The 23,597-nt window shown below is 65.6% G+C and carries 24 protein-coding genes; 6 read left to right on the top strand and 18 right to left on the bottom strand.

Going from position 1 to position 23,597, the window contains the following annotated elements; all coding sequences use genetic code 11:
- Position 1 precedes the first annotated feature (1 nt).
- The 8 genes from F8R15_RS06990 to F8R15_RS06955 all read right to left on the bottom strand — a co-directional run bounded on the left by F8R15_RS06990 (position 2) and on the right by F8R15_RS06955 (position 6,132).
- Complete coding sequence (locus F8R15_RS06990; RefSeq protein ID WP_152844092.1) at positions 2–547, bottom strand: AAA family ATPase; 546 nt, start codon at positions 545–547, stop codon at positions 2–4.
- A 6-nt stretch (positions 548–553) separates the two neighbouring features.
- Positions 554–1,678: a peptide chain release factor 2 gene (prfB, locus tag F8R15_RS06985; RefSeq protein WP_098410629.1), complete on the bottom strand. Its 1,125-nt coding sequence runs from the start codon at positions 1,676–1,678 to the stop codon at positions 554–556.
- 150 nt (positions 1,679–1,828) lie between these two features.
- Complete coding sequence (tpiA, locus tag F8R15_RS06980; protein WP_152844091.1) at positions 1,829–2,572, bottom strand: triose-phosphate isomerase; 744 nt, start codon at positions 2,570–2,572, stop codon at positions 1,829–1,831.
- 89 nt (positions 2,573–2,661) lie between these two features.
- Positions 2,662–3,033 carry an iron-sulfur cluster assembly accessory protein gene (locus F8R15_RS06975; protein ID WP_152844090.1) on the bottom strand — a complete coding sequence of 124 codons (372 nt, stop codon included), beginning with the start codon at positions 3,031–3,033 and terminating at the stop codon, positions 2,662–2,664.
- Between the two features lie 24 nt (positions 3,034–3,057).
- Positions 3,058–3,801, bottom strand: coding sequence for a DUF3307 domain-containing protein (locus tag F8R15_RS06970; RefSeq protein ID WP_152844089.1), 744 nt, complete (start codon positions 3,799–3,801; stop codon positions 3,058–3,060).
- Positions 3,798–4,403: a MarR family transcriptional regulator gene (locus tag F8R15_RS06965; RefSeq protein WP_152844088.1), complete on the bottom strand. Its 606-nt coding sequence runs from the start codon at positions 4,401–4,403 to the stop codon at positions 3,798–3,800. The genes F8R15_RS06970 and F8R15_RS06965 overlap by 4 nt, the downstream gene beginning before the upstream one ends.
- An 81-nt stretch (positions 4,404–4,484) precedes the next feature.
- A complete protein-coding gene (locus tag F8R15_RS06960; RefSeq protein WP_172976179.1) occupies positions 4,485–5,558 on the bottom strand; it encodes an alkene reductase in 1,074 nt (357 codons plus the stop codon).
- Between the two features lie 208 nt (positions 5,559–5,766).
- Positions 5,767–6,132: a DUF59 domain-containing protein gene (locus F8R15_RS06955; RefSeq protein WP_078519345.1), complete on the bottom strand. Its 366-nt coding sequence runs from the start codon at positions 6,130–6,132 to the stop codon at positions 5,767–5,769.
- A 381-nt stretch (positions 6,133–6,513) separates the two neighbouring features.
- Between F8R15_RS06955 and prfA the strand changes: the two genes are divergently transcribed.
- From prfA to F8R15_RS06940, 3 genes are all read left to right on the top strand, one after another.
- Positions 6,514–7,569: a peptide chain release factor 1 gene (gene prfA / locus F8R15_RS06950; protein ID WP_078603756.1), complete on the top strand. Its 1,056-nt coding sequence runs from the start codon at positions 6,514–6,516 to the stop codon at positions 7,567–7,569.
- On the top strand, positions 7,566–8,423 hold the full coding sequence (gene prmC, locus F8R15_RS06945) for a peptide chain release factor N(5)-glutamine methyltransferase (protein ID WP_368731015.1): 858 nt from the start codon (positions 7,566–7,568) through the stop codon (positions 8,421–8,423). Before prfA ends, prmC begins: the two co-directional genes overlap by 4 nt.
- A 270-nt stretch (positions 8,424–8,693) precedes the next feature.
- Positions 8,694–9,461 carry a DUF4167 domain-containing protein gene (locus F8R15_RS06940; protein ID WP_152844086.1) on the top strand — a complete coding sequence of 256 codons (768 nt, stop codon included), beginning with the start codon at positions 8,694–8,696 and terminating at the stop codon, positions 9,459–9,461.
- Between the two features lie 73 nt (positions 9,462–9,534).
- Here F8R15_RS06940 and F8R15_RS06935 read toward each other — a convergent pair whose 3' ends face one another.
- The 7 genes from F8R15_RS06935 to lptF all read right to left on the bottom strand — a co-directional run bounded on the left by F8R15_RS06935 (position 9,535) and on the right by lptF (position 17,665).
- Positions 9,535–9,984 (bottom strand): GNAT family N-acetyltransferase, encoded by a 450-nt coding sequence (locus tag F8R15_RS06935; protein WP_152844085.1) that lies wholly within the window; start codon positions 9,982–9,984, stop codon positions 9,535–9,537.
- Positions 9,981–10,826, bottom strand: coding sequence for a 16S rRNA (adenine(1518)-N(6)/adenine(1519)-N(6))-dimethyltransferase RsmA (gene rsmA, locus F8R15_RS06930; protein ID WP_083075195.1), 846 nt, complete (start codon positions 10,824–10,826; stop codon positions 9,981–9,983). Before rsmA ends, F8R15_RS06935 begins: the two co-directional genes overlap by 4 nt.
- A gap of 9 nt (positions 10,827–10,835) precedes the next feature.
- Positions 10,836–11,858, bottom strand: a complete 1,023-nt coding sequence (gene pdxA / locus F8R15_RS06925; RefSeq protein ID WP_152844084.1) for a 4-hydroxythreonine-4-phosphate dehydrogenase PdxA — start codon at positions 11,856–11,858, stop codon at positions 10,836–10,838.
- Positions 11,855–13,084 carry a peptidylprolyl isomerase gene (locus tag F8R15_RS06920; RefSeq protein ID WP_152844083.1) on the bottom strand — a complete coding sequence of 410 codons (1,230 nt, stop codon included), beginning with the start codon at positions 13,082–13,084 and terminating at the stop codon, positions 11,855–11,857. The genes pdxA and F8R15_RS06920 overlap by 4 nt, the downstream gene beginning before the upstream one ends.
- Before the next feature lie 92 nt (positions 13,085–13,176).
- Entirely contained in the window at positions 13,177–15,405 is a 2,229-nt protein-coding gene (locus F8R15_RS06915) for an LPS-assembly protein LptD (RefSeq protein ID WP_152844082.1), read from the bottom strand.
- On the bottom strand, positions 15,405–16,523 hold the full coding sequence (gene lptG, locus F8R15_RS06910) for an LPS export ABC transporter permease LptG (RefSeq protein WP_152844081.1): 1,119 nt from the start codon (positions 16,521–16,523) through the stop codon (positions 15,405–15,407). The genes F8R15_RS06915 and lptG overlap by 1 nt, the downstream gene beginning before the upstream one ends.
- Positions 16,520–17,665, bottom strand: a complete 1,146-nt coding sequence (gene lptF, locus F8R15_RS06905) for an LPS export ABC transporter permease LptF (protein WP_368731014.1) — start codon at positions 17,663–17,665, stop codon at positions 16,520–16,522. Before lptF ends, lptG begins: the two co-directional genes overlap by 4 nt.
- 180 nt (positions 17,666–17,845) lie before the next feature.
- Between lptF and F8R15_RS06900 the strand changes: the two genes are divergently transcribed.
- Together F8R15_RS06900 and F8R15_RS06895 are read left to right on the top strand one after the other, a co-directional pair.
- Positions 17,846–19,315 carry a leucyl aminopeptidase gene (locus F8R15_RS06900; RefSeq protein ID WP_152844079.1) on the top strand — a complete coding sequence of 490 codons (1,470 nt, stop codon included), beginning with the start codon at positions 17,846–17,848 and terminating at the stop codon, positions 19,313–19,315.
- 1 nt (position 19,316) lies between these two features.
- Positions 19,317–19,775 (top strand): DNA polymerase III subunit chi, encoded by a 459-nt coding sequence (locus F8R15_RS06895; RefSeq protein WP_152844078.1) that lies wholly within the window; start codon positions 19,317–19,319, stop codon positions 19,773–19,775.
- Positions 19,776–19,782: 7 nt separating this feature from the next.
- Here F8R15_RS06895 and F8R15_RS06890 read toward each other — a convergent pair whose 3' ends face one another.
- Entirely contained in the window at positions 19,783–20,598 is an 816-nt protein-coding gene (locus F8R15_RS06890) for an MBL fold metallo-hydrolase (RefSeq protein WP_078539444.1), read from the bottom strand.
- Positions 20,599–20,722: 124 nt separating this feature from the next.
- Here F8R15_RS06890 and tgt point away from each other — a divergent pair, with 124 nt between their 5' ends.
- Positions 20,723–21,850, top strand: coding sequence for a tRNA guanosine(34) transglycosylase Tgt (gene tgt, locus F8R15_RS06885; protein WP_152844077.1), 1,128 nt, complete (start codon positions 20,723–20,725; stop codon positions 21,848–21,850).
- Positions 21,851–21,857: 7 nt separating this feature from the next.
- On the opposite strand, the gene F8R15_RS06880 is transcribed toward tgt, so the two are convergent.
- A complete protein-coding gene (locus F8R15_RS06880; protein WP_075774739.1) occupies positions 21,858–22,499 on the bottom strand; it encodes a hemolysin III family protein in 642 nt (213 codons plus the stop codon).
- Positions 22,500–22,727: 228 nt separating this feature from the next.
- Positions 22,728–23,546, bottom strand: a complete 819-nt coding sequence (locus F8R15_RS06875) for a ferredoxin--NADP reductase (protein WP_152844076.1) — start codon at positions 23,544–23,546, stop codon at positions 22,728–22,730.
- Between the last annotated feature and the right edge of the window lie 51 nt (positions 23,547–23,597).

Below are 23,597 nucleotides of genomic sequence, written 5' to 3'. Positions count from 1 at the left end.
TTCAGGGTTTCATTCCAAGCGCGACAACGCACTCCGCCAGCAGATCATCCAGCGGACGGGTGCCCGACAGCTCCAGCACCGGCTCGGACCGGCCCGCCAGCCATTCGTGATGGCGGCTGAGCGAGCGCCCAGAGAAATAGGGATCGTCATAGCCCGCAGCCCAGGTCAGGAAGGAGCCGTGATTGGCCTCCATGTCGCCGCCCTTGCGGATACGGTTGCCGAAGCGCGCCGCCTCGCGCTTGCGCAGGCGCGCAAGGCGGATCGGTGTGGGAGCGGTGAGAAAGACAATCAGGTCGGCGCCTGCGATGGCGGGCTCCCCCCAGCCGTCGAGCGAACCGGAGATCACCCAGCCCTCCGGCTCTTTCGCCGCCTCCATCAGCGCCAGTCGTTCAGCGGGGCGGCGTTTGACGGTGTAGGGCGGGTCGCTCTCGGCCCAGTAGAACTGATCGGTGTCGAGATGGGTGACGCCCAGCCGGTCGGCCAGACGTTCCCCCAGCGAAGATGTGCCCGAACCCGCGGCGCCGGTAATATGAACCCGCGCCGCCATTCGCGATCAGCTCTCCGCTTGCGCGTCAGCGCGGGACTTGCCTTCGAGGCCAAGCGCCAGCGTCGCCGCCATGAACCCGTCGAGATCGCCGTCGAGTACGCCCTGCGTGTCCGAGGTCTCGTACTGCGTGCGCAGGTCCTTCACCATCTGGTAGGGCTGCAGAACGTAAGACCGGATCTGGTTGCCCCAGCCGGCCGAGCCCTTGTTCTCGTGGGCCTCGTTGATCGCCGCGGTGCGCTTTTCCAGCTCCATCTGATAGAGCCGCGATTTCAGCGCTTTCATCGCGATATCGCGGTTCTGGTGCTGCGACTTCTCGGAACTTGTAACCACGATCCCGGTCGGGTGGTGGGTGATCCGCACCGCCGAGTCGGTCGTGTTGACGTGCTGACCGCCAGCCCCCGAAGAGCGGAACGTGTCGATGCGGATATCGGCGGGGTTCACCTCGATCTCGATATTGTCGTCGACCACCGGATAGACCCAGACCGACGCAAACGAGGTCTCGCGCGTGCCCTTGCCGAAGGGCGAAATCCGCACGAGGCGGTGCACGCCCGATTCCGATTTCAGCCAGCCATAGGCGTTGGGACCGGAAATCTTGTAGGCGCAGGATTTGATCCCGGCCTCGGCGCCCGGTTCTTCGGATTGCAACTCGACCTCGTAGCCGCGTTTCTCGGCCCAGCGGACATACATCCGCTGCAGCATCGAGGCCCAGTCGCAGGCCTCCGTGCCACCCGCGCCCGCGTTGATCTCGAGGAACGTGTCATTCGCATCCGCCTCACCGTCGAGCAGCGCTTCGAGCTCTTTCGACGCGGCGGTCTCTTTCAGCGCGGCCAGCGAGGCTTCGGCCTCGGAGACGACTTCCTCGTCGTCTTCCATCTCGCCCATCTCGATCAGTTCGACATTGTCCTCCAGATCCTGCTTGATCCGGTTATAGGTTTCGAACTTGTCCATCAGTTGCTGCCGGTCGCGCATCAGTTTCTGCGCGCGCGCCTGATCGTCCCACAGGGTGGGGTCTTCGATCATCGCGTTGAATTCCTCGATCCGGTGCGGCGCGGTCTCGAGGTCCATCCGCTGGCCCAGCAAGGTCAGGGACTTGCGGATCTGTTCGACGGTGTTCTGCGTCTCGGCGCGCATCTGTCATCCTCTTGAAAGCTTGGCCCGCGTGATACGAGATCGGGGCGGCGCCCGCAAGGCGGCGCGGGGGAAATTGCGTGGGCCGCGCGGCGTTGAAAAGCGGCGCGGCCCTTGTGTCTGCGGCCTCCGTGGGCCGGAGCGGGACTTGGCTCAGCTTGCGTCCAGTGCCGCGATGATCGCGCCGAAATCGCTGGCCTTGAGCGAGGCCCCGCCCACCAACGCGCCATCGACGTTGGAGGTCGCGAAAATCTCTTCCGCATTGGAAGGTTTGACCGACCCGCCATAGAGCAGACGCATCCCGTTGCCCGCGTCTGCGAAGCGCGCGACCAGCGTGTTGCGCATGAAGTCATGCACCTCGGCGATCTGCTCCAGCGTCGGCGTGCGGCCCGTGCCGATCGCCCAGACGGGTTCATAGGCGATCACGCAATTGGCGGCCGTCGCGCCATCGGGGACGGAGCCCGCAAGCTGTTCGCCGATCACGTCGAGCGTCTGCTCGCCGTCGCGCTGCGCCTCTGTTTCGCCCACACAGATCACCGCGATCAGACCTGCGCCAATCGCCGCCTCGGCCTTGGCGCGCACGATCAGATCGCTTTCATGGTGGTCCGCACGACGCTCCGAATGGCCGACGATGACATAAGAGCCACCCGCATCCGCAATCATCTGCGCCGAGATGTCGCCCGTATGCGCGCCGCTCTCGTTCATGTGGCAATCCTGCCCGCCGACCGCGAGCTTGCCGCCTGCCGCCTCGGCCATCGCGCCGATCAGCGTCGCGGGCGGGCACAGGAGCACGTCACAGGCGGGGGACGGGTGCGCTTCGGTCAGCGCCGTGACCTCGCCCAGATTGCTCTTGAGCCCGTTCATCTTCCAATTGCCGGCGGCCAGTTTCTTGCGCATGTGCGATTATTCTCCCTGATGTCGTTGCGGCCGACATTAGGGCAGGGGGCGCAGCCTCGCAAAGGGCAAATTGGCGCGGGGGGCGAGACTTAGCCGTTGGTCTGGAGGGCTTCCATATCGGCGAACTTGATCGACTCGCCGCAGCCGCATTCGTCGACCACGTTCGGATTGCGGAACTTGAAGCCCGATTCCAGAAGGCCGGTCTCGTAGTCGATCTCGGTGCCCAGCATGAACATCTGCGCCATCGGCGCGATCAGCACTCGGGCAGGGCCCTTCTCGACGACGATATCCATCGGCCCGGCTTCGGCCGCGACCTCCATCGTGTATTCCATGCCCGCGCAGCCCCCTTTCTTCACGCCGATGCGGAAGCCCGCCGCGTCTTCACGCGACATCAGCTTGGCGATCTGCGCGACGGCGGCGTCGGTCAGGGTGACGGGGTCTTGTCCGGGGACGTTGAACATGGGGGCTCTCCTTCACCGAGTAATTTAGTCGGGGACGGGCAGGATTCCAAGGGGCGGAAGCTGTCCCAAAAGCGCGAGCGTGGCGTAAGAGGCGGCGAGCGCCCAGCCGAAAGAGGCCAGCGTGCCGATGATCACATATTCGGATTTTGGATTCGCCCCGTCCTTGGAGACCGCCTCGAAGCGCAGGATCGACTTCGCCGCGATCAGAAAGCCGATGCCGGAGGGCTGACCCGCCAGCACCAGCAGAAAGATCAACCCGCGCTCGAGCAGCCCGATCATCCGCCCGCCTTGGGGCAGGCCCGGAGGCGGGGCGTCGTTTTCGTATTGCGCCATCAGCATCCCCACCGCGAAGCCGCCCGCGCGGGTGGTGATCAATAACCCGGTGGCGAGCGTCAGGGCGCCGGGGAGCCAAGTGAGGTTCACCCAGAGCGAGTTGGCCCAGAACGTCGGGAAGGCGGTGGCGATCAGCGCAGTCGCGGCGATATGGGCCGTCTGATCGCCAAGGAAGGCGGCGAGGGCCTGTTCGCGCGGCGCGAAGCTTTTGACGATGTCGATCACCAGATGGCTGAGGGCGACCAGCGCCAGCACCCCGATCAGCGCCCAGCTCAACTGCAGCCCCACCAACAGCGTCAGCCCCGCAAGGATCGCGATATGCGCGGCCAGAGCCGCTCCGTCACGCCCGGCTTTCTTCACCGCCATGTCGCTGCTTTGAAACGCGAAATCGGTGAAGGCATGGGCGAAGAGAAGCGCCGCGAAAGTCTCGATCATGGGGTCTCCTCGATCATCGCTAAAGCCTCCACGATGGCCGGGTAAGCCGCGCTTGCCAAGGCCTGTGCCAGCGATTGCCGGGTGATGCCGATCTCGGATGCGGCGGCGGTCTGGGTCGGAGGTTTGATGCGCAGCATCGGCGCGATCGCACGTGCCTGCGCCGGCGTCCAGTCTTCCGAGATGTGATCGAACAGCCGCAGTGCCGCGCCAAGCGGCCCGCCCGCAGCATGGGCGATGCGCGGCTCCTCCAAGCTATCGAGTAGTTGGCCCGAGGCGGTGAAGACCGGCCCTGATGCCCCGTTCAGGTCGCCATCGGGCGGCAGTGTGCCGTCGCCCTCGGCAATCGCGATCCGGGTCGAGAATGCCTCGCCCAGAGCGCGCAACTCGGCCTCGATCAGCACGGCCAGCCTTGCCTGATAGCGCGGCTCGGTGATCGCGATCTGCCAGCCATCGCCGCGATTGCGGGCGAAAGCCGTGTCGCCCAGTGCGGGCCGGAGTACTGCCGCCGCGCCCTCGATCGCATCGAGCGCCGCGCTCAGCTCCGACGCCGAGAGCCGGGTCGAGGCGACGATATCGCCGGTGAGGACGCAAAAATAAGCCATGCGCAGGTTATAATGCCTGCGCATGGAGATATGCAAGTAAAAATGCCTGCATCAATTATTTAGCAGGTGAAATGGCCTGCGTCATTCATCGAGGAACGGATAATCCGTATAGCCCTCAGCACCGCCGCCGTAGAACGTGTCCGGGTTCGGCTCGTTGAGCGGCGCGTCCTTCTCGAAGCGCGTCGGCAGGTCCGGGTTCGCGATGAACAGCTTGCCGAAGGCCACCGCCGCCGCGCCCTCTTTCAGCGCCGCTTCGGCCATCGCCTTGTCGTAGCCATTATTCGCGATATAGGGCGCTTTCGACTTCGCACGCAGCGTCTCGATCCCGTCCTCAGGCCATTCGCGCGGACCGCCGGTCTGGCCTTCGACGAAGTGGACATAGGCCATCGGCTTGGTGTTGAGGAAATCGACCACCGCACCGAACAGCTCCGCCGTGTTGCTGTCGATGCCGACGTTATTCGCGTTCGACCAGGGCGAGAGGCGGATGCCCACACGTTCGGCGCCGAGGATCTCGGTCACCGCGTCCACGACTTCGCGCAGGAAGCGGGTGCGGTTCTCGATCGAGCCGCCGTATTCGTCTTCGCGTTTGTTCGAGGTGTCGCGCAGGAACTGGTCGATCAGGTAGCCATTCGCGGCGTGGATTTCGACGCCATCGAAGCCCGCGGCTTTCGCGTTACGCGCGGCGTTGCGGTAATCCTCGACCGTGGCGGCAATCTCTTCGACCGTCAGCGCATGGGGCGTGGTGGTCGCGACGAAGCCTTCACCGTCGAAGGTTTTCGCCTCGGCCGAGATCGCCGACGGACCGACCGGATCGCGCCCATCCAGAAGCTGCGGCACCGAAATCCGGCCGACATGCCAGATCTGCGCGACGATCTTGCCGCCAGCGCCATGCACGGCCTCGGTGACCTTCTTCCAGCCCGCGACCTGCGCGTCGTTATAGATGCCCGGCGTCCAGGCATAGCCCTGACCCATCGGCGAGATCTGCGTGCCTTCGGTGATGATCAGACCCGCGCCTGCGCGCTGGCGGTAATATTCCACCGTCATGTCGGTCGGATGCAGATCGGGCGCGCGGTTGCGGGTCAGCGGGGCCATCACGAAACGGTTGGCGATCTCGATCGCGCCGAGTTTCGTGGGGGAGAATAGCGTATCAGCCATGTCGGTCATCTAGTCGGGCCTCTCATCGGGTTTGACATTCGGCAGCATGAGATGGGTCTTGCAGCGCGATGGGCAAGGTGAGCTACGCGCAACGCCCCTGTGCGCAAATGCGAGGAAACAAAAAGGGAGCCGCGTGGCTCCCTTCCTCTTGGTCCGAAATATCCCGGGGGGCACCCGCAGGGTGCGGGGGCAGAGCCCCCTCCGGACCTCACATGAAGCCCAGTTCCAGCCGTGCCTCGTCCGACATCATGTCCATGCCCCATTGCGGATCGAAGGTCATCTCGACATCGACATCGCGCAGACCACCCACGCAGGCCACGGCATCGTGAACCCAGCCCGGCATCTCGCCTGCAACGGGGCAGCCCGGCGCGGTGAGCGTCATGATCACCTTCGCGTCATTCTCGGGGCTGATCTCGATCGTGTAGACGAGGCCGAGATCGTAGATGTTCACCGGGATTTCCGGGTCATAGACGGTGCGGCACGCTTCCACGACATTTTCGTAGAGCGGGTGATCGGTCGTCGAGGGCTTGATCAGCGGCGTGCCTTCAAGCGGCTCTTCGGGCGTGGCGGTCATGGAAGCCTCTTTCATCGGCGGGGGCGCGCGCGGGCGCCTATCGAATTACTCGACTGTTTATCTAGGTGATAGGACCCGAGCCGTAAAGGGAGGCGTGGGCTGTCTGCTGATATGTGATGACCTGGCGTCCATGACGACACGTTGGTTGAGAAGGGGCGCGCCCGAGCCTCGGGTGGGCGCGTGGCGTCGCCTGTGGCCGGGCGCTTTATCTTGCAAGCTCGGCGGACGCTTGAGCCCGCGACGACATCGCCAATGCGCCCTCCCGGGGGGAGGGTCGGGCGCGGCCCGGGGCTGGCCGCCCCGGACCAAAGGGAGGAAGCGGCGCGCTCCTCCCAACGCTCCTGCCTTGACGCCCCGCACGCTTCGCGCCAAACCGATCCCATGTTGCCCGAAGAGAAACTCGACCAGATCCTCGCGCGCTTCGAGTACCTCGAGGCGCTGCTCAACGCTGGCGCGGAGCCCGCCAAGATCGCCGAGATCAGCCGCGAATATTCCGAATTGAAGCCGGTCGTGACCCAGATCGAGGCTTGGCGTCAGGCGCGCGCCGATCTGGACGAGGCGGAAGGCTGGCTGAGCGATCCGGAAATGCGCGATCTGGCCGAAGAGGAGCTGCCGCGCCTCAAATCCCGCATTCCCGAGATGGAGCAGGCTTTGCGCGTGGCGCTTCTGCCCAAGGACGCCGCCGACGCACGGCCCGCGATCTTGGAGATCCGCCCCGGCACGGGCGGCGAGGAAGCGGCGCTTTTCGCGGGCAACCTGCTGCGGATGTATCAGAAATACGCTGAGAAACACGGCTGGCGGTTCGAGATGATGGAGCTGACCGAGACCGAGCTGGGCGGCGTCAAGGAAGCCGTGGCCCGGATCGAGGGCGAGGGCGTCTTCGCGCGGCTGAAATACGAGTCCGGCGTCCACCGCGTGCAGCGCGTGCCGGAAACCGAGGCCGGCGGGCGCATCCACACCTCGGCCGCGACCGTGGCCGTTCTGCCCGAGGTCGAGGCGGTCGATATCGACATCCCCGCCAATGATATCCGGATCGACACGATGCGGGCCTCCGGGGCGGGCGGCCAGCACGTCAACACCACGGACTCGGCGGTGCGCATCACCCATATCCCGACCGGGATCGTCGTGACCTCGTCGGAGAAATCCCAGCACCAGAACCGCGCCAATGCGATGGCCGTTCTGCGGGCACGGCTGTTCGAGGCCGAACGCGATCGCGCGGCTTCCGAGCGTGCCGAGACGCGGAAGTCTCAGGTGGGCTCCGGCGACCGTTCGGAACGCATCCGGACCTATAATTTCCCGCAAGGGCGGCTGACCGATCACCGGATCAATCTTACGCTCTATTCCCTTGATAAGGTTATGGAAGGCGAGATCGACGAGGTGGTCGACGCGTTGATCGCCGACGATCAAGCGGCGAAGCTCGCGGAGATGGAGGCGTGAGGGCGCAGGATGCGTTGGTCGCCGCGACGCGGCGTCTGCGCGAGGCCGGGATCGAGGGCGCGCAGACCGATGCGCGCAGGCTCTTGGCCCATGCGCTGCAGATCGCGCCCGATCGGCTGACGCTCGCGCTGCAAGAACCGCTGCCAGAGGACGCAGCCGCCCGGTTTGAGGTGGCGCTGACTGCTCGCGAGGCGCGCCAGCCCGTCGCTCAGATCACCGGCAAACGCCTGTTCTGGGGGCATGAATTCCGCGTCACCCGTGACACGCTCGATCCGCGCCCGGAGACGGAATTGCTGGTCGAGGTGGCGCTGGAACGCCCCTTCGTCCACGCGCTCGACCTTGGCACCGGCACCGCCTGCATCCTGATTTCGCTGCTGAAATCCATGCCCTTCGCGGCGGGGACGGGGACCGATTTGTCGGACGCCGCGTTGGAAGTCGCGAAATCCAACGCCGAGACGCTCGGCGTCGCCACGCGCGCCAAGTTCCTGATTTCAGACTGGTTTGCCAATGTGCCGGGGCGCTACGACCTCATCGTCTCGAACCCGCCCTATATCGCCCAAGACGAGATGGCGGGGCTCTCGCAGGATGTGCGCGAGTGGGAGCCGCTCTCGGCGCTGACCCCCGGCGGCGACGGGCTCGACGCCTATCGCGCGATTGCGCTCGGGGCGGGGGCGCGGTTGCTGGCGGGCGGTCGTCTCGCGGTGGAGATCGGTCCGACACAGGCGCAGGCGGTCAGTGACCTCTTCGCGGCCCAAGGTTTCGAGCGGATCGAGACCCGCCAGGATCTCGATGGGCGCGACCGCGTCGTTTTGGCACATAAATCCGGGGATACGGCGGATTGCGGCGCTTCCTGAGCGCGAAATCGCGCAAAAACTTGGGGAAAACCCTGCGAATCGGCGGAAATCGCGGATTTGACCGATTTTCTGACTTGAAAGGTGGCCCCCCGCATGTTTAGTCAAGCCTGTGCAGGGCGGATATTGATCCACCGCACGGCTCAGCTTCACAGCGCGGGTGTTAGGAACGAAACCGGGCAAGTATGCCCAGCGTGACAGTTCAGCCCGCAGGCCACGCATTAGCGGCCATTTCCGAAAAGCCCGTGACAACGGGCCAAGAAAACGAAAGCCATGAGATCTTCGAAATCCCGTTCGCGCAATAAGTCGAACCGTCAACGGTCGATGGGCAATATCGTTAACCGCGTCTTCGACAGCTCCGGCCCCGAAGGCAAGGTGCGCGGTACGCCGCAGCAGATCATCGACAAATATCTTCAGCTTGCGCGCGATGCGCAGCTCGGCAACGATCGCGTGGCCGAACAGAACTTCCTGCAGCACGCAGAGCATTACACGCGAATGCTGGGCGAGGCGCAGAAAGAACAGGCTCGCGAGCAAGAGGCCCGCAACCAGCAGCGCCAGCAAAACAACCAGAACAATGGCAACCAGAACAATGGTGGCCAGAATAACGGTGGTCACAACAGCGGCGGCCAGAACAACAGTGGCAACGGTCAGAATAACGGCCAGAACCACGCTCAGCAGGACGACGGCCAGAACGAGGCCCAGTCGAAGGGTGAAGCTCAGGACAACAATACGTCCGAGCGTCGCGAAGAGCGCAGCGAGGCGAAATCCTCCGGTCGCAACAAGCGCGCCGAAAGCCCCGAGATGATGCCGCCGATGCCGCAGCTGGAGCTCGAAGAGGATTCCACCCTCGTCGAGACGCCGGAAAGCCGCAGCAGTGAAGAGGCACCGAAAGCCGCGGAACAGCCAGAGAAGGCCGAGAAAGCGGAAAAGGCCGAAAAGCCCAAGCGTCCGCGCGCCCCGCGCAAGCCGCGCGCCCCGAAAGCCGATAAGGCTGAAAAGGCAGCGGCGAGCGCCGAGCTGCCCAAAGCCTCGGGCGAGTAAAGCCTCGGACAAGAGATAGCAAAAGGCCCGCCGGATCGGCGGGCCTTTTTGCATGATGGGGCAGGGGCGGCGCTCAGGCGGTCAGGTCTTTGTCCAGAAACACCCGGTCATAGCCACCGTCCATCCGGCGGTCGCGCTCGATAAAACCGAGCCGCGCATAGACCGCGCGGCTGTCTTCCATCGCGGCATTGGCGTAAAGCCACAGTCTTTCCGCGCCGATCTCGCGGGCGCGTGCCTCGGCGAACGCCATCAACTGCCGCCCGATCCCCTGGCCCTGCGCGGCCGGGTCGACGGCGACGGGCTCGATCTGCAACCGGGGCGGCGTGCCGTCATCCGCAAAGAGCCCGATATAGCCCGCGACCCCGCTCGTTCCCTCGCAGACCCAGAGATACGGCAGCTCGGCGGCGTGATCGGCCAGCATCGGCGCGGGTGGGCGTCCGATCCGGGGAATGTAGCGGGAGAAGGCGGCCTCGGCGATCTCGGCAATGCGCGGCAGGTCGTCCTCGCGCGCCGGGCGGATCATTCCTGACCCGCGACGATGCGCGCAAGCCGGCAGAACTGCTCCAGTGTTACCCGTTCGGCGCGCTCGGTGGGCGCGATCCCGGCCTGCTCCAGCTTCGCCTCGATATCGGGGGCCACGCCTTTCAATGAGGCGCGCAGCATCTTGCGGCGCTGGTTGAAGCCCGCAGCGACGACCCGGCTGAGCGTCGCCGCATCGGCCGGATAGCGCGGCTCGGGCAGGGCGCGCAGATGCACCACCGCGGAATGAACCTTTGGCGCGGGCGTGAAGGCTTCGGGCGGCAGGCTCATCACGATTTTCGCCTCGGCACGCCATTGCGCGAGGATCGCGAGCCGCCCGTAATGCTTGCTGCCCGGCTTCGCCACGATCCGCTCGGCCACCTCGCGCTGGAACATCAGCGTCAGGCTTTCCCAGAAGGGCGGCCACTCTTTCGGCGTCAGCCAACGCACCAGCAACTCGGTGCCCACGTTATAGGGCAGGTTCGCAGCGATCTTGATCGGCGGCGTCAGATGCGCGAGCGGATCGATCTGCAGCGCATCGCCATTGATCACTTCGAGCCGCCCCGGATAGGCCTCGGCGATCTCGGCCAAAGCGGGCAGGCAGCGCATGTCTTTCTCGATCGCGAGGACCTTGCGCGCGCCTTCGGCCAGAAGCCCGCGCGTCAGGCCGCCGGGGCCGGGGCCGACCTCCAGCACATCCGCGCCCGTCAGATCGCCCGCAGACCGCGCGATCTTCGCGGTCAGGTTCAGATCCAGCAGGAAGTTCTGCCCGAGGCTCTTCTTTGCCACCAGATCATGCGTCTGCAGAACCTCGCGCAGCGGCGGCAGCCCATCGATCGTCGCCATCACGCTGCCTCAGTCATGACGCGCGGCTCCCATCCGGGCCGCCATCTCGAGCGCCGCGATCAGCGAGGCGGGGTTGGCGCGGCCTTGACCCGCGATGTCATAGGCGGTGCCGTGATCGGGCGAGGTGCGCACGAAGGGCAGGCCGAGCGTGATATTCACCCCGCCATCGAAATCGAGCGTCTTGATCGGGATCAGCGCCTGATCGTGATAGGCGCAGATCGCCGCGTCGTAAGTCTGCCGGGCGCGGGCGTGGAACATCGTATCGGCGGGCATCGGGCCCGCGACGGCGTAACCTTCTTCGCGTAGACCGTCGAGCGTGTCGGCGATCCAGTCGCCTTCCTCGGAGCCCATCGCACCGCCTTCGCCTGCATGCGGGTTCAGCCCCGCCACGGCGATCCGCGGGGCGGAGAAGCCGAAATCGCGCCGCAGCCCTTCATAGGTGATCCGCACCGTCTCGCGCAGAAGCTGCGGGGTCAGGAGTTTCGGGACCTCGGAGAGCGCGACATGGATCGTGGCGGGCACCACGCGCAGCGGCGGGTCGACCCGCGACGAGGCCAGCATCATCACCACCCGCTCGACGCCCGCCAGATGGGCGAGATATTCGGTATGGCCGGGGAAGGTGAACTTTGCCCCGTCCTTCAGCGCTTTCTTGTTGATCGGCGCGGTGGTCAGCCCGGTGCCTTCGCCGCGCATCACCAGATCGACGCCGCGCGCGATCACGTCGATCACGGCTTTCGCATTGGCCGGATCCGGCTCGCCCGGCAGGGCAGCGGCGGGAAATTGATGGGGCAGCACCGGCAGCCCGGCGCTGGCATGGCGCAGCGCATCGGAAGGCCGGTCGATCTCGCGGATCTTGGTGCCGCGCGGCAGATGCGCGGGATCGCCGATCCAGACGAAGGGCAGTTTCGCGCCGCAATGCTCCCAGGCGCGGGCGGCGATCTCGGGGCCAATCCCCGAGGGATCGCCGCAGCTGAGGATCACGGGGCGGTCGGGCGCACGGGCCGCAGTGCGATCGGTCGGCTGGGCGCTCATTTGCGCACGATCACCGCGTCGGCTTCCAGATCGGCCATGTAGCCGTTGGCATAGGCTTCGAGCGCCTTGCTCTCCAGTGCCGCGCGGACCTGATCGCGGTCGGGGGCCGACTGGTCGCCCTCGGGGGCCACCTTGCGATCGCAGAGCATCACCAGAAGATCGTTTGCGCCCTGCGGGATCACTTCGCTCTCGCCCACGTCGAGATGCGACAGCGCGAGACCGACATTGGTCGGCACCTGCGCCTGCGCCACATCCTCATGCATGGTGAGCGCGCTCGGTGGGAAGCCCTTGCCGATCGTGTAGAGCTGGTTGCATTGGCGCGCCGCGGCCACCTGGCTCTGGATCTTGGCCGATTGCTGCGAGCCGGTCTGGCCGATGGCGAAGGTCATGTAGCTCAGCGTCTGCGGGCCCGACGGCGCGTCGCCGTCACCGATCGCACGCAGCATGAAGACCGCGACCGCGCCCTTGAGTTCGATCGGCTGGGTCGCCGTGCCCGGCTTGAGCTTGAGCACCACGCCGCGCAGCTGCGGCGGCAGCTTGTCGATCGGCATCCACTCCAGACGCCCGCCGCGATCCCGCGAGGGAGCGGCCGAATATTGACGGGCGAGTGCTGCGAACGCGCCTTCGCCCTGCGCGGCCGACAGTTGGCGCGCCTGACCCATCGCCGCGCGCTCGCGGCCCGGCGGGGCGGGCACGATCGCCTCGGAGATCAGTACTTTCACGCCCTTGCCGGTCTGGCTCTCGGGCATCATCGCGCGGTCGATGTCGGCTTTCGTGATGTTCACCTGCGGCCCGAACCGCGCCCGGACCACCTGACGCCAGACGAGACCGGCCTCGGTGAAGTTGCGGAAGGTGTTCGGATCGACGCCTTCCTTCTGCAGCGCCTGCACGAATTGCTCGCCGGTCATGTTCGCGCGGCCCGCGAATTCGTCCATGCCCTGCTGGATCGCAGCTTCGTCGAGCTTGATGCCGATCCGATTGCCGGCCCAAACGCGCAGGCGATCTTCGATCAGCGCCTTTTCGGCATCCTCACGGGAGTTCGAACCGGCATTGAGCAGCTGCATGAAGCGCTGGCGCTGCGTGATCTCGTAATCGGTCACGCCCATCCCGTTGACGGTAACGACGGGCGCGAAGCTGCCGCCCGATTGCGCCTGCGCCGTCCCTGCGGCGAAAGGCAGGGCGAGCATCAGCGCCAGAAGGGTGAGCAGTCGGGTCATCATCGTCATGAGCGTGCCTGTCCGTTTCGTCTCGTTCAGTCTTGGCCCTTTGGGCCTCGTTGATCCTCTGGGCCCGCTGGGCCGCGTTGCGATCCTCAGCCTCACCCTCCGCAGGTTCGTCGCGCGGGCGCACCGCCACTCGCGCCGAAGCCGACGAGTTGGACGGAAAGGCCGAAATCGGTCTCCGGGGCTACACTAGTGGATGACGTGAAGCGGCGCGAGAGGGAAAGATCAACCGCGATGCATTCGGTCTGGTAGCGCAGGCCGAGCTTGGCGCGTGCCGCGCGCTCGGCGGTGAAATCGTAACGTGTGCTCAGCGTGCCCGACCAGCCGTTGCCCCAGCGCCATCCCGTGTCGAGCATAAGTTCCGACATGTTGTCGTCGCGCCCTTCGGCGGGGTTCTTCTCGAGCCAGAGATAGCCTGCCGAGACGTTGAAGTCGTCGCCGGCCCGCGACAGCCGCAACTCGTCGCGCGACACGGAGAAGTTATCGTCGAACAGCGCGCGGTTCGACAGTGTCAGCCCGTTCGCGGTGGCCAGATGGCTTGCGAGGAGCCAGTCGGATTTCGTCCCCGACAGCCCCGTGCCCTGCGAGAACTGGCTCAGATCGCGCTGGCGGAAGACGCGGCCCGCCGCGACGCCCAGCGACCAGCCGGAGCTGTCATAGCGCGTCCAGCCGAGCCCGACATTGGCGCGCAGGCCGGTCTCGCGCGCATCCTCGCCCGGATAGCGGGTCAGCGAGAACAGATTGCCGCCATCGAATTCGGGCAGCTGGCTGTCCTCGTTGGGGGCGTCCGCCAGATGATCGGGCGCCCAGACGATCTGCGCCACCGGCTCGATCACATAGGCCGCGCGACCACTCGTCTTCACCCAAGGCCAGCGGATTTCCGCGGCGACGGTGGGCTGGCCGCGCAGAATCGTGTCGCTGAAGGCGGGGTCTTGGTTGGTCTCGATGATGTCGCCCGCGAATTGCGCCTCGAGCGAGCCAAGCATACCCGGCCCGAACAGCCAGTTGCGGCGCCAGTCGGCGGTGAGCGAGCCACGCACCATGTCGCGCCCGTCGGGGCGTCCGTCGCCGTTGAGATCGAGCGTCGAACTCGAAGCGCGCCGCGTCGCCAAGGTGGAAAACCGCAGGCTGCCCTGTCCGCCGATCCCAGCGGGGCGGAAGGTGCGGAACCACTCGCCGGTGCCGCTCAGCATCGGTTCGGTGGAGTTGTTCTCATCTGCGCGCAGCGAGTGAATATTGCCGACGCGGGTCCAGATCATCTCGTCGCGGCGCACCCGTTCGAGCTCGACTCCCGACCACAGCCGATCGTCGTCGCCGAGCCCGTAATTGAGCAGGTAGCTGTCGTCGCTGACCAGCCGAAGCTGCGCGGTCATGCGGAATTCGCGGGGCAGCTGCGCCTCGAGATCGCCGAAGAGATAGCCCCGCGTGCCGCTGCGAATGTCGTCATTGCTGAGCGCGCCCGACCATTCCATCTTGCCCCAGTTGAAGGCCTGACGGTAGCGCAGGTTCAGCGTCTCGGTGCGCGAGGTCGCGACATAGGGCGTCACCGTCAGGTCGCGGCTGGGCCCGAGCGCGATGAAATAGGGCACCAGAAGCCCCGGTCCGAGACCGCTCGTGGTGCGGAATTGCGGGGCGAGGAAGCCGGTCATCCGCCGCACGCCCGGCGCGGGTAGGCGGAGACGCGGCAGATAGGCGATCGGCACGCCCGCCGCGCGGAACTGGGCATCCTCGAAGACGATCTGCCGCGTGGTCGCGTTGTGCACGACGCGGCTCGCGCGGATTTCCCAAAGCGGCGTCGGATTGGTCCGGCAGACCTCGCAGGACGAGGCCACGACCTTGTTCATGATCGTGATCGCGCCGTCGCGCCGCTCGATCCGGGCGGCGGCGAGCTGCAATTCGCGCGCCATCACCATGCGGGCGCTGAGCAGGATGCCGTTTTGCAGATCCGAGGACAGCTCCGCCTGCGAGGCGAGGATCACAGCCTGCGACTGACCGGGCTGCACGAGCCGGATCGGACCTTCGAGGTAGAGCTTGTCCGCCTTCTGGTCATAGACCACGCGCTTGGCCGACAGCCGGTTCGACTTGTAGAAGACCTCGACATTGCCCTCTGCGACCAGCTCGTTCTGATTGCGGATAGAGACCCGGTCGGCCAGCAGCGTTGCCAATTCGTCCGAAGAGGGGATCGGAGCGCCTTGCGTCGTTGTCGCGGCATCGGTCGCGGTGTTGTCTTGTGCGCGCACCGTCTGCGGTCCCGCCACGCCAAGCGCGACGATCAGCGCCAAGGCGCTCGCCCGTCCTGCCAAGGCGCCGAATTGCCGCCGCATCACCCATCCTCCCGGTGCAGTAGCCGCGCCAGCGGCAGCATCAACCCGATCACTGGCGGCGCCCAGGCCGCGAGCAGAACGGGAATCTGTCCGTTATCGCCCAGAACTTGCGCGATATTGCGCAGGAAGAACAAGCCCAGACCCGCCGCCAAGGCCAAAAGAACCTTCGTTCCGATGCCGCCGAAGCGCACATGATCCATCGTGAAGCTCGCCGCGATCAGCACCATCGCCGCCAGCAGCACCGGCAGCGCGAGCTCCATCTGGAACCACACGATATGGCGCCGCGCCGAGAAGCCCGCATCCTCGAGCGACGCGATGAAGCTTGGCAATTGCCAGATCGGAACGGCGGAGGGCTTGCCGAAACTGTCGCGGATGCTGGCAACCGTCAGCTCCGAGGGCAGCGAGAGGCTGTCTTGGGTGGTGGCGTCGCGCTCGGGGTTGGTGGATTCGCCCAGCGGCCAGTCCTTCACGTCCTGCAACTGCCATGCGCCCGGCACCAGCGTCGCGGTCTTCGCGTCGATCCGGCGCACCGGGCCGCGATTAGGGTCGAAGATCAGGAAGGTCACGCCGTGCAGGGTCGTGGCATCGCCATTGGCGCGTTCGGCATGGATCACCGCCTGCGCCAGCGATTTGCCGTCCGAGGCAAGGCCCGCGCTTTGCCGCATCCAGACACCCTCGCGCCCGATCGAGACGGTCGAGCCACCATCGGACGTGTAGTGATCGACGAGCGTCTCGTAGCGCTTCGAGGTGGCGGAGACGAGCGGGTTGCCGACCAGCAGCGCCAGTAGACCAATCACCAGCGCCGCCGCGATCGGGGCTGCCAGCATCCGCAGCGCGGACCGGCCCGCCGCCCGGATAACCACCAGTTCCGAACTGCGCGCCAGTGCGACGAACAGCGCCACCGCCGACAGCATCACAATCAGCGGCAGGATGGTGTAAATCGTCTCGGGGATGTTGAGCGCAGAGAGCACCGAGAGCTGCAGCAGGCTCAGCCCCTGATCGGAGAAGCGGCGGATTTCCTCGACCACGTCGATCAGGAACAGGATGCCCCAGAAGCTCGCCGCGACGATCAGGAAGCTGCGGAGGAACCGTTTCGCAAGATAGAGGGCAAGCGTCATGCGGCAGCCTCCCGCTTGGGCCGGATACGGCGCGGACGCCCCGACCACCACAGCATGAACAGCACCATCACGATCCCGCCCAGCGTCGGCGCGATCAGGCTTGGCCAGAGCGAGGGATCGCGCCCGGAACTCGTCTCGGCGGCGTTCTGCAGAACCTGCACCACGATCAGCCCGCCGATGGCGAGCGACATCTGCCGCCACATGCCGAAGCGCGAAAACGTGCCCATCATCAGCGCCGAGAAGCCGATCAGCGCCGCGATCGGCGCCAGAAGGGGCTGGGTGATCCGCCGGGCAAGCTCCAGCCGCAGCGCGTCGCGGGCCGCCTTGGCGTTCTCCGCGCCCGGCGTCGCGTCCAGACCGGTCCCGGCCATCATCGCGGCGAGGCGCGGCGTCGTCATCTCGTCGATCTTCGGTGCCCGTGCTTTCCCGGCCTTCAGGAACGAGCCGATATCATAGGTGAAATTGCTGAACCGCGTGACCGACAGGCGGTCCGAGGGTTTGCGCAGGGTCTGGGCCATACCCGAGAACATGATCAGTTTCGGCCCCGTCTCGGTCTTCACAATCACGCCCTTGTCGGCGGTGTAGATCGTGCTCGTCTGCGCCGAGCGGCTGTCGGAGACGAAGATGTCCTGCAACTCCCCCAGATCGGAAATTCGCCGGATATAGATCGAGATGCCCGGCGCGGGATGCTGGAACGTGCCTTCGGTGAGGAATTTCGCGGTCAGGTTCTGCGCGACCTCCTGCTGGCGCTCGGCCAGCCGGGCTTTCGCGGCGGGGACGAGGAAATTCACCAGCAAAGCCATCATCACCGAGGCGATCAGCCCGAAGACCAGCACCGGACGCGCCAGCCGCCAGTTCGAGGTGCCGGTGGCGCGCATCACCACCAATTCGCTGTCCTGATCGAGCCGGTTGAACGCGTAGATCGTGGCGGCGAAGGCGGCGACCGGCAGCACGATGCGGATGACGTAAGGCAAGGTCAGCGCGGTGAATTCCAGCACCACCGTTGCGGTCTGGCCATCCGAAATCAGGCTGTCGAACATGATCACAGCCCGGTTGACCCAATAGACGGAGACCAGCACGAGCGCGAAAAACCCGAACAGCGCCATCAATTTGGACAAAACATATCTGTCCAGTTGCGTCACGACCCTCTCAATACCCCCGAATATTTCCCTTTCTCTAGCCTGTCGGGCGAAGTGAGGGAAGGGCACAGCGGGGGTGCTTTTCATTTTCCGGAGGCAGGGCTAGGCTCGCGCGCAATTTGATGCCAATCGCGACCGAGCGCCGCCGACGCGCGCGCCGGTCTCATCTTCGGAGAACCCCACATGACCCAACCTGTTGCTATCGCCTTCAAGGAAACCGATCCGGAGGTCTTCGCCACCCAAAGCGGGCGGATCGCGCTGGTCGTGGGCGGTGACGGCAAGCTGGGGCAGGCCGGGCGCAAGCTGGATCGGGCGATGAAAGGCGCGATCAAGCGCGCGGTGGACTCGGAAGCCTTCGCGGGGCTCGGTGCGGGCGATGCGATGGAGTTGAGCTGGCCCGCCGCGATTGCCGCCGAAGCGGTGCAGCTGGTGCGGCTCGACCGCAAGGCCAGCGCCGACGAGGCCCGCAAGGCGGGGGCTGCGATCGGGGCCAAACTGGGGGAGGCGGGCGCGCTCGTGGTGGCGCAGAACCATCCGCGCGCGGCCGATCTGTCGCTGGGCCTTGCGTTGCGCGCCTATCGCTTCGACTATCACACGGGCGAGGACAAGAAGGCCTACGGGCCGGTGACGATCATGGTCGACAAGCCCGAAGAGGTCGCCGCCGCCGCGGCCCCGCATGCAGCACTGGCCGAGGGCGTGTTCTTCACCCGCGATCTCGTCAACGAGCCCGCCAATATCCTGACCACCGACGATTTCGCAGCCCGCCTCGCCGCGATGCAGGAGCTGGGCCTCGATGTCGAAATCCTCGAAGAGGAGGACATGAAGAAGCTCGGCATGGGTGCGCTTCTGGGCGTCGGCATGGGCTCTGAAATGCCCTCCAAGCTCGTCGTTATGCAATGGAAGGGCGGCGAGGAGGGCGAGGCGCCCTTCGCGCTCGTCGGCAAGGGCGTCGTCTTCGATGCGGGCGGCATCTCCCTCAAGCCCGGCGCGGGCATGGAAGAGATGACGATGGATATGGGCGGCGCAGGCGTCGTCTCGGGCGTGATGCGGACGCTGGCGCTGCGCAAGGCCAAGGCGAATGTCGTGGGCCTCGTCGGCCTGGTCGAGAACATGCCCGACGGGCGCGCGCAACGCCCCGGCGATATCGTGACCTCGATGAAGGGCGACACGATCGAAGTGATCAACACCGATGCCGAAGGCCGTCTCGTTCTGGCCGATGTGCTCTGGTATGCGCAGGACCGGTTCCAGCCCAAGGCGATGGTCAATCTCGCCACGCTGACCGGGGCCGTGATCGTCGCCCTCGGCCACGAGAACGCGGGTCTTTTCGCCAATGATGACAAGTTCGTAGCCGACATTCTTAAAGCGGCGAAGACCGAGGGCGAGGGCGCGTGGCACATGCCGCTGCAACCCGCCTATGACAAGGCGCTGAAATCTCGGCTGGCCGATATGCGCAATGTCGGCAACCGTTGGGGCGGCGCGATCACCGCGGCCGCTTTCCTCAAGCGCTTCGTCAAGGACGAGGTGCCGTGGTGCCATATCGACATCGCGGGCGTGGCGCTTCCGCCGGGGGAGACCACGCTGGCGCCGAAAGGCCCGACCGGCTGGGGCGTGCGCATGCTCGACCGCCTGATCCGCGACAAGTTCGAAGCCTGAGATGGGGCAGGTCAATTTCTACCATCTGACCCGCTCCAGCCTCGAGGAGGTGGTGCTGAACCTCGCCTCCCGGGCGGTGGAGCAGGGTTGGAAGGTGGACTTGCGCGGGACCGATTCCGCGCGGCTCGACTGGCTAGACCAGAGGCTCTGGCTGATGGGAAACGAGGCAAGCTTCCTGCCGCACGGGCTCGCAGGTGGGCCGCATGACGCGCTGCAGCCGATCCTGCTGGGCACCGCGCCCGCAGGCGACGGGCGCGAGGCGATGATGGCCGTCGACGGCGCCGAGGTCGCAGCAGAGGAAACCGACGCCCATAAGCGCGTCTGGATCCTGTTTGACGGCAACGACCCGCAGGCGGTGCAACACGCACGCGGGCAATGGAAGACCCTGACCGGCGCGGGCGCGAAAGCGATCTACTGGTCGGAAGAGGGCGGCCGCTGGGAGAAGAAGGCGGAGAGTTGAGAGGAGCTTATTGCAGTCGCTCCGGCTCCAGCACCATCACGGTTGGCTCGCGCGGCAGGGTCCTGAGCGAAACGATCACCTCGCTCACGCCGGGCCGCTCGACCGCGAAGACGCCTTCCATCCCGTCGAGAAAGCTCTGCAGGGTGGGTTCGCCGAACCAATGGACCGGGATCACGATGCGCGAGCGCAGCCGGTTCAGGATGCGGATCATCGTCGGCTGATCGACCGTCATCGAGCCATCCACCGCCGCCATCACCACATCGAGTCGCCCCAGCGCCGCATATTGCGCAGGATCGGGCTCGTGATGCAGATGGCCCAGATGGCCGATGCACAACCCTGCAACCTCGAAGACGAAGATCGAGTTGCCGTTCTCCTCGACTCCGCCAAAGCTGCGGATCGCGGTGGGCACATTGCGGATCAGCATCTCTCCCAGATCCAGATGATGCTCGGCGGCGATGCCGAACTGATCTGACCAGCCTTTCAGGGCCACCGTGCCTTCGGGGATCATATCGGTCATATGGCTCGAATGGGCATGGTTCATCGTGACGTAGTCAGGGGCAAAGCGCGCCCCGCCGGTCCAGCCGTTGAAATCAGTCACGACCGACAGCCCGCCCTCGGTCTGCAACAGCACCATCGAATGGTCGATGTAATGCAACCGCACCGATTGCTCCGGCACCGGGTCGGACCAGCTGGCTTTGTGCAGATACTCGATCCCGGGCGCGGCATCGGCGATCGCGATGCAATGGCTGATGCGCTGGTTTTGCGCGGCAGCGGCGAACGGCGCGAGCGTGGCGCAGAGGGTTAGAAGGATGGAACGAAACATGGCGAGCCTCCTTTTGCCTTAGCGTAAGGCCAAAATGCGATTCCGGTCCATGCCCTTGCGCCCCACGCGGCCTTCCCTTCGCGGCGCTTTGGGTCTATCAGCCGGGGCCGAAGGAGAGCCCCAGATGACCAAGTTCAGCTTCACCCTCAAGGCCACCGATGGTGCTGCGCGCACCGGGACGATCTCGACGCCGCGCGGCGAAATCCGCACGCCGGCCTTCATGCCCGTGGGCACCGCCGCGACCGTGAAGGCGATGATGCCCGAAAGCGTCGCCGCGACCGGCGCGGATATTCTGCTGGGCAATACCTACCACCTTATGCTGCGCCCCGGTGCGGAGCGGGTTGCGCGTCTGGGCGGGCTCCACAAGTTCATGAATTGGGAGAAGCCGATCCTGACCGACTCGGGCGGGTTTCAGGTGATGAGCCTCGCGTCTCTGCGCAAGCTGACCGAGGACGGCGTGACCTTTGCCTCCCATGTCGACGGCTCGAAACATATGCTCTCGCCCGAACGCTCGATGGAGATCCAGAAGCTGCTGGGCTCGGATATCGTGATGTGCTTCGACGAGTGCCCCGCGCTGCCCGCGACCGAGGAAGAAGTGGCCAAGTCAATGCGCCTCTCGATGCGATGGGCGCAACGCTCGCGCGATGCCTTCGGCGACCGTCCCGGCCATGCGCTGTTCGGCATCCAGCAGGGTGGCGTGACGCGTGAGCTTCGCGAGGAAAGTGCCGAGAAACTCAAGGAAATCGGCTTCGAGGGCTACGCCGTCGGCGGCCTCGCCGTGGGCGAGGGGCAAGAGGCGATGTTCGGCGTGCTCGACTATGCGCCGGGCATGCTGCCGCAGGACAAACCGCGCTACCTGATGGGCGTCGGCAAGCCCGACGATATCGTGGGCGCAGTCGAGCGCGGCATCGACATGATGGATTGCGTGCTGCCATCGCGCTCGGGGCGCACCGGTCAAGCCTGGACCCGTCGCGGTCAGGTGAACATCAAGAACGCCCGCCATGCCGATGATCCGCGGCCCTTAGACGAGGCCTGCACGTGCCCGGCCTGCTCGAATTATTCGCGCGCCTATCTGCACCACGTCTTCCGCTCCGGCGAGATGATCTCGGGGATGCTGCTGACCTGGCACAACCTGCATTACTATCAGGAACTGATGGCGGGCCTGCGCGCGGCGATCGACGAGGGCGCACTGGCGCGCTTCGTCTCGGAATTCCACGAAACCCGCGCGATGGGCGATATCGAGCCGCTCTGACCCCCGCTCAGTGCGAGATCACGATCACCGCGGCGTAATGCGTCGCGGCTGCGGCCAGCACATGGCCGTGCCAGATCGCGCGCGAGAAGGGGATGCGCTCGGTCTGGTAGAAGATCACGCCGACCGTATAGGTCAGCCCGCCCACGACCAGCAGGATCAGCGCGGGCAGGGGCAGGGCCACGATCAGCGGCCACATCGCGATCATCCCGAGCCAGCCCATCGCCAGATAGAGCCAGAACCCCGTGCGCTCCGCGCGGTGGAAGAAGCCGAGCTTCATCACGATGCCGAAAGTCGCAAGCGCCCAGACCGTCGCGGTCAGCGCCCAGCCAGCGACCCCGCCGAGGCCGATCAGCGCCATCGGCGTGTAAGTACCTGCAATCAGTAGATAAATCGCTGCGTGATCGAAGCGCCGCAGCACCGCGCGCGTCGGCGCATGCAGGGTCAGGTTATAGGCCGCCGAGAGCGAGAAAGAGGCGATCAGCCCCACGGAATAGACCGCGAGCGGCCAAACCCGCCCGGCCGGTGCGGCCAGCGACGCCCAGACGATCAGTGCGCTGACGCCTGCCACGGCGAAAACGACGCCCAGCACATGGACGACGCCATCGGCGACATGTTCGCGAAAGCTGTGGCTCAATTGGTGGCGCGTCATCTTGGTGGTCCCCTAGGTCATGCCTTCAAGATAGCAACGATCAGGCGATCTCCCAAGTCGCGACGGAAAAAAACGCTGGGTCACAAGGGGGCTCTGCCCCCGCGCGCTGCCGCGCGCGCCCCGGGATATTTGAAAAGAGCGAAGACAGGACAGACGCCCATCTTCGCTCTTGAGAAATATCCCGGGGGTGAGGGCGAAGCCCGAGGGGGCAGAGACCCCCGATCCAGATCAGATGCCGTCGCCGACGAATGCCTTCTCGACCACATATTCGCGCGGCTCGGAATTCGCGCCCTCGCGCAGGCCGAACCCTTCGAGCACCGCCATCACGTCCTTGTTGAAGGCGAGCGAGCCGCAGACCATCGCGCGATCGGTCTCGGGGTTCATCGGCTCGAGGCCGAGATCCTTGAACACCTTGCCGTTTTCGAGATTATCGGTGATCCGACCCATATGGGGGGATTCCTCGCGGGTCGTGGTCGGGTAGTATTTCAGCTTGCCGTCCACCATCTCGCCGATCAGCGGATCGTTGATCAGGTTTTCGACGAGCTGGCGACCATATTCCAGTTCCTCGACCGTCCGGCAGGTATGCATCATGATGACCTCGTCGAACTTGTCGTAGGTCTCAGGGTCGCGCATCAGCGAGGCGAAGGGCGCGATGCCGGTGCCGGTGGCGAGGAACCACACCCGCTTGCCGGGCAGCAGTGCGTCATGGACGAGCGTGCCCACGGGCTTCGGGCGCAGGATGATCTGGTCGCCCACATTGATATGCTGCAGCTTCGAGGTCAGCGGGCCATCGGGCACCTTGATCGAGTAGAATTCCAGCTCCTCGTCCCAGTTGGGCGAGGCGATGGAATAGGCGCGCAGCAGCGGTTTACCATTGTCGCCCATCAGCCCGATCATCACGAACTCGCCCGACCGGAAGCGCAGGGACTGCGGGCGGCTCACGCGGAAGGAAAACAGCCGGTCCGTCCAATGGGTCACTTCGGTCACGGTCTGCGCGTCGGGCAGGGTCTTCACCTTGGGGATGTCGGTCACGGCGCTCTCGTTCATTGTCACATCTCTCTCGGGCCGGGGCATGCGCCTCGGTCTGGCAAATATACA

The sequence above is a fragment of the Thioclava sp. JE_KL1 genome (assembly GCF_009296265.1).
In the GTDB taxonomy this organism is placed as follows: Bacteria; Pseudomonadota; Alphaproteobacteria; order Rhodobacterales; family Rhodobacteraceae; genus Thioclava.
The sequence above is the reverse complement of the archived record's forward strand: the minus strand, read 5'-3'. Positions and strand labels throughout refer to the sequence as shown.

What these genes read in the sequence shown, in the direction of transcription:
- F8R15_RS06990 (WP_152844092.1), bottom strand. Translation starts at nt 547, where the DNA reads ATGGCGGCGCGGGTTCATATTACCGGCGCCGCGGGTTCGGGCACATCT.
- prfB (WP_098410629.1), bottom strand. Translation starts at nt 1,678, where the DNA reads ATGCGCGCCGAGACGCAGAACACCGTCGAACAGATCCGCAAGTCCCTG.
- tpiA (WP_152844091.1), bottom strand. Translation starts at nt 2,572, where the DNA reads ATGCGCAAGAAACTGGCCGCCGGCAATTGGAAGATGAACGGGCTCAAG.
- F8R15_RS06975 (WP_152844090.1), bottom strand. Translation starts at nt 3,033, where the DNA reads ATGTTCAACGTCCCCGGACAAGACCCCGTCACCCTGACCGACGCCGCC.
- F8R15_RS06970 (WP_152844089.1), bottom strand. Translation starts at nt 3,801, where the DNA reads ATGATCGAGACTTTCGCGGCGCTTCTCTTCGCCCATGCCTTCACCGAT.
- F8R15_RS06965 (WP_152844088.1), bottom strand. Translation starts at nt 4,403, where the DNA reads ATGGCTTATTTTTGCGTCCTCACCGGCGATATCGTCGCCTCGACCCGG.
- F8R15_RS06960 (WP_172976179.1), bottom strand. Translation starts at nt 5,558, where the DNA reads ATGGCTGATACGCTATTCTCCCCCACGAAACTCGGCGCGATCGAGATC.
- F8R15_RS06955 (WP_078519345.1), bottom strand. Translation starts at nt 6,132, where the DNA reads ATGACCGCCACGCCCGAAGAGCCGCTTGAAGGCACGCCGCTGATCAAG.
- prfA (WP_078603756.1), top strand. Translation starts at nt 6,514, where the DNA reads ATGTTGCCCGAAGAGAAACTCGACCAGATCCTCGCGCGCTTCGAGTAC.
- F8R15_RS06940 (WP_152844086.1), top strand. Translation starts at nt 8,694, where the DNA reads ATGAGATCTTCGAAATCCCGTTCGCGCAATAAGTCGAACCGTCAACGG.
- F8R15_RS06935 (WP_152844085.1), bottom strand. Translation starts at nt 9,984, where the DNA reads ATGATCCGCCCGGCGCGCGAGGACGACCTGCCGCGCATTGCCGAGATC.
- rsmA (WP_083075195.1), bottom strand. Translation starts at nt 10,826, where the DNA reads ATGGCGACGATCGATGGGCTGCCGCCGCTGCGCGAGGTTCTGCAGACG.
- pdxA (WP_152844084.1), bottom strand. Translation starts at nt 11,858, where the DNA reads ATGAGCGCCCAGCCGACCGATCGCACTGCGGCCCGTGCGCCCGACCGC.
- F8R15_RS06920 (WP_152844083.1), bottom strand. Translation starts at nt 13,084, where the DNA reads ATGACGATGATGACCCGACTGCTCACCCTTCTGGCGCTGATGCTCGCC.
- F8R15_RS06915 (WP_152844082.1), bottom strand. Translation starts at nt 15,405, where the DNA reads ATGCGGCGGCAATTCGGCGCCTTGGCAGGACGGGCGAGCGCCTTGGCG.
- lptG (WP_152844081.1), bottom strand. Translation starts at nt 16,523, where the DNA reads ATGACGCTTGCCCTCTATCTTGCGAAACGGTTCCTCCGCAGCTTCCTG.
- F8R15_RS06900 (WP_152844079.1), top strand. Translation starts at nt 17,846, where the DNA reads ATGACCCAACCTGTTGCTATCGCCTTCAAGGAAACCGATCCGGAGGTC.
- F8R15_RS06895 (WP_152844078.1), top strand. Translation starts at nt 19,317, where the DNA reads ATGGGGCAGGTCAATTTCTACCATCTGACCCGCTCCAGCCTCGAGGAG.
- F8R15_RS06890 (WP_078539444.1), bottom strand. Translation starts at nt 20,598, where the DNA reads ATGTTTCGTTCCATCCTTCTAACCCTCTGCGCCACGCTCGCGCCGTTC.
- tgt (WP_152844077.1), top strand. Translation starts at nt 20,723, where the DNA reads ATGACCAAGTTCAGCTTCACCCTCAAGGCCACCGATGGTGCTGCGCGC.
- F8R15_RS06880 (WP_075774739.1), bottom strand. Translation starts at nt 22,499, where the DNA reads ATGACGCGCCACCAATTGAGCCACAGCTTTCGCGAACATGTCGCCGAT.
- F8R15_RS06875 (WP_152844076.1), bottom strand. Translation starts at nt 23,546, where the DNA reads ATGAACGAGAGCGCCGTGACCGACATCCCCAAGGTGAAGACCCTGCCC.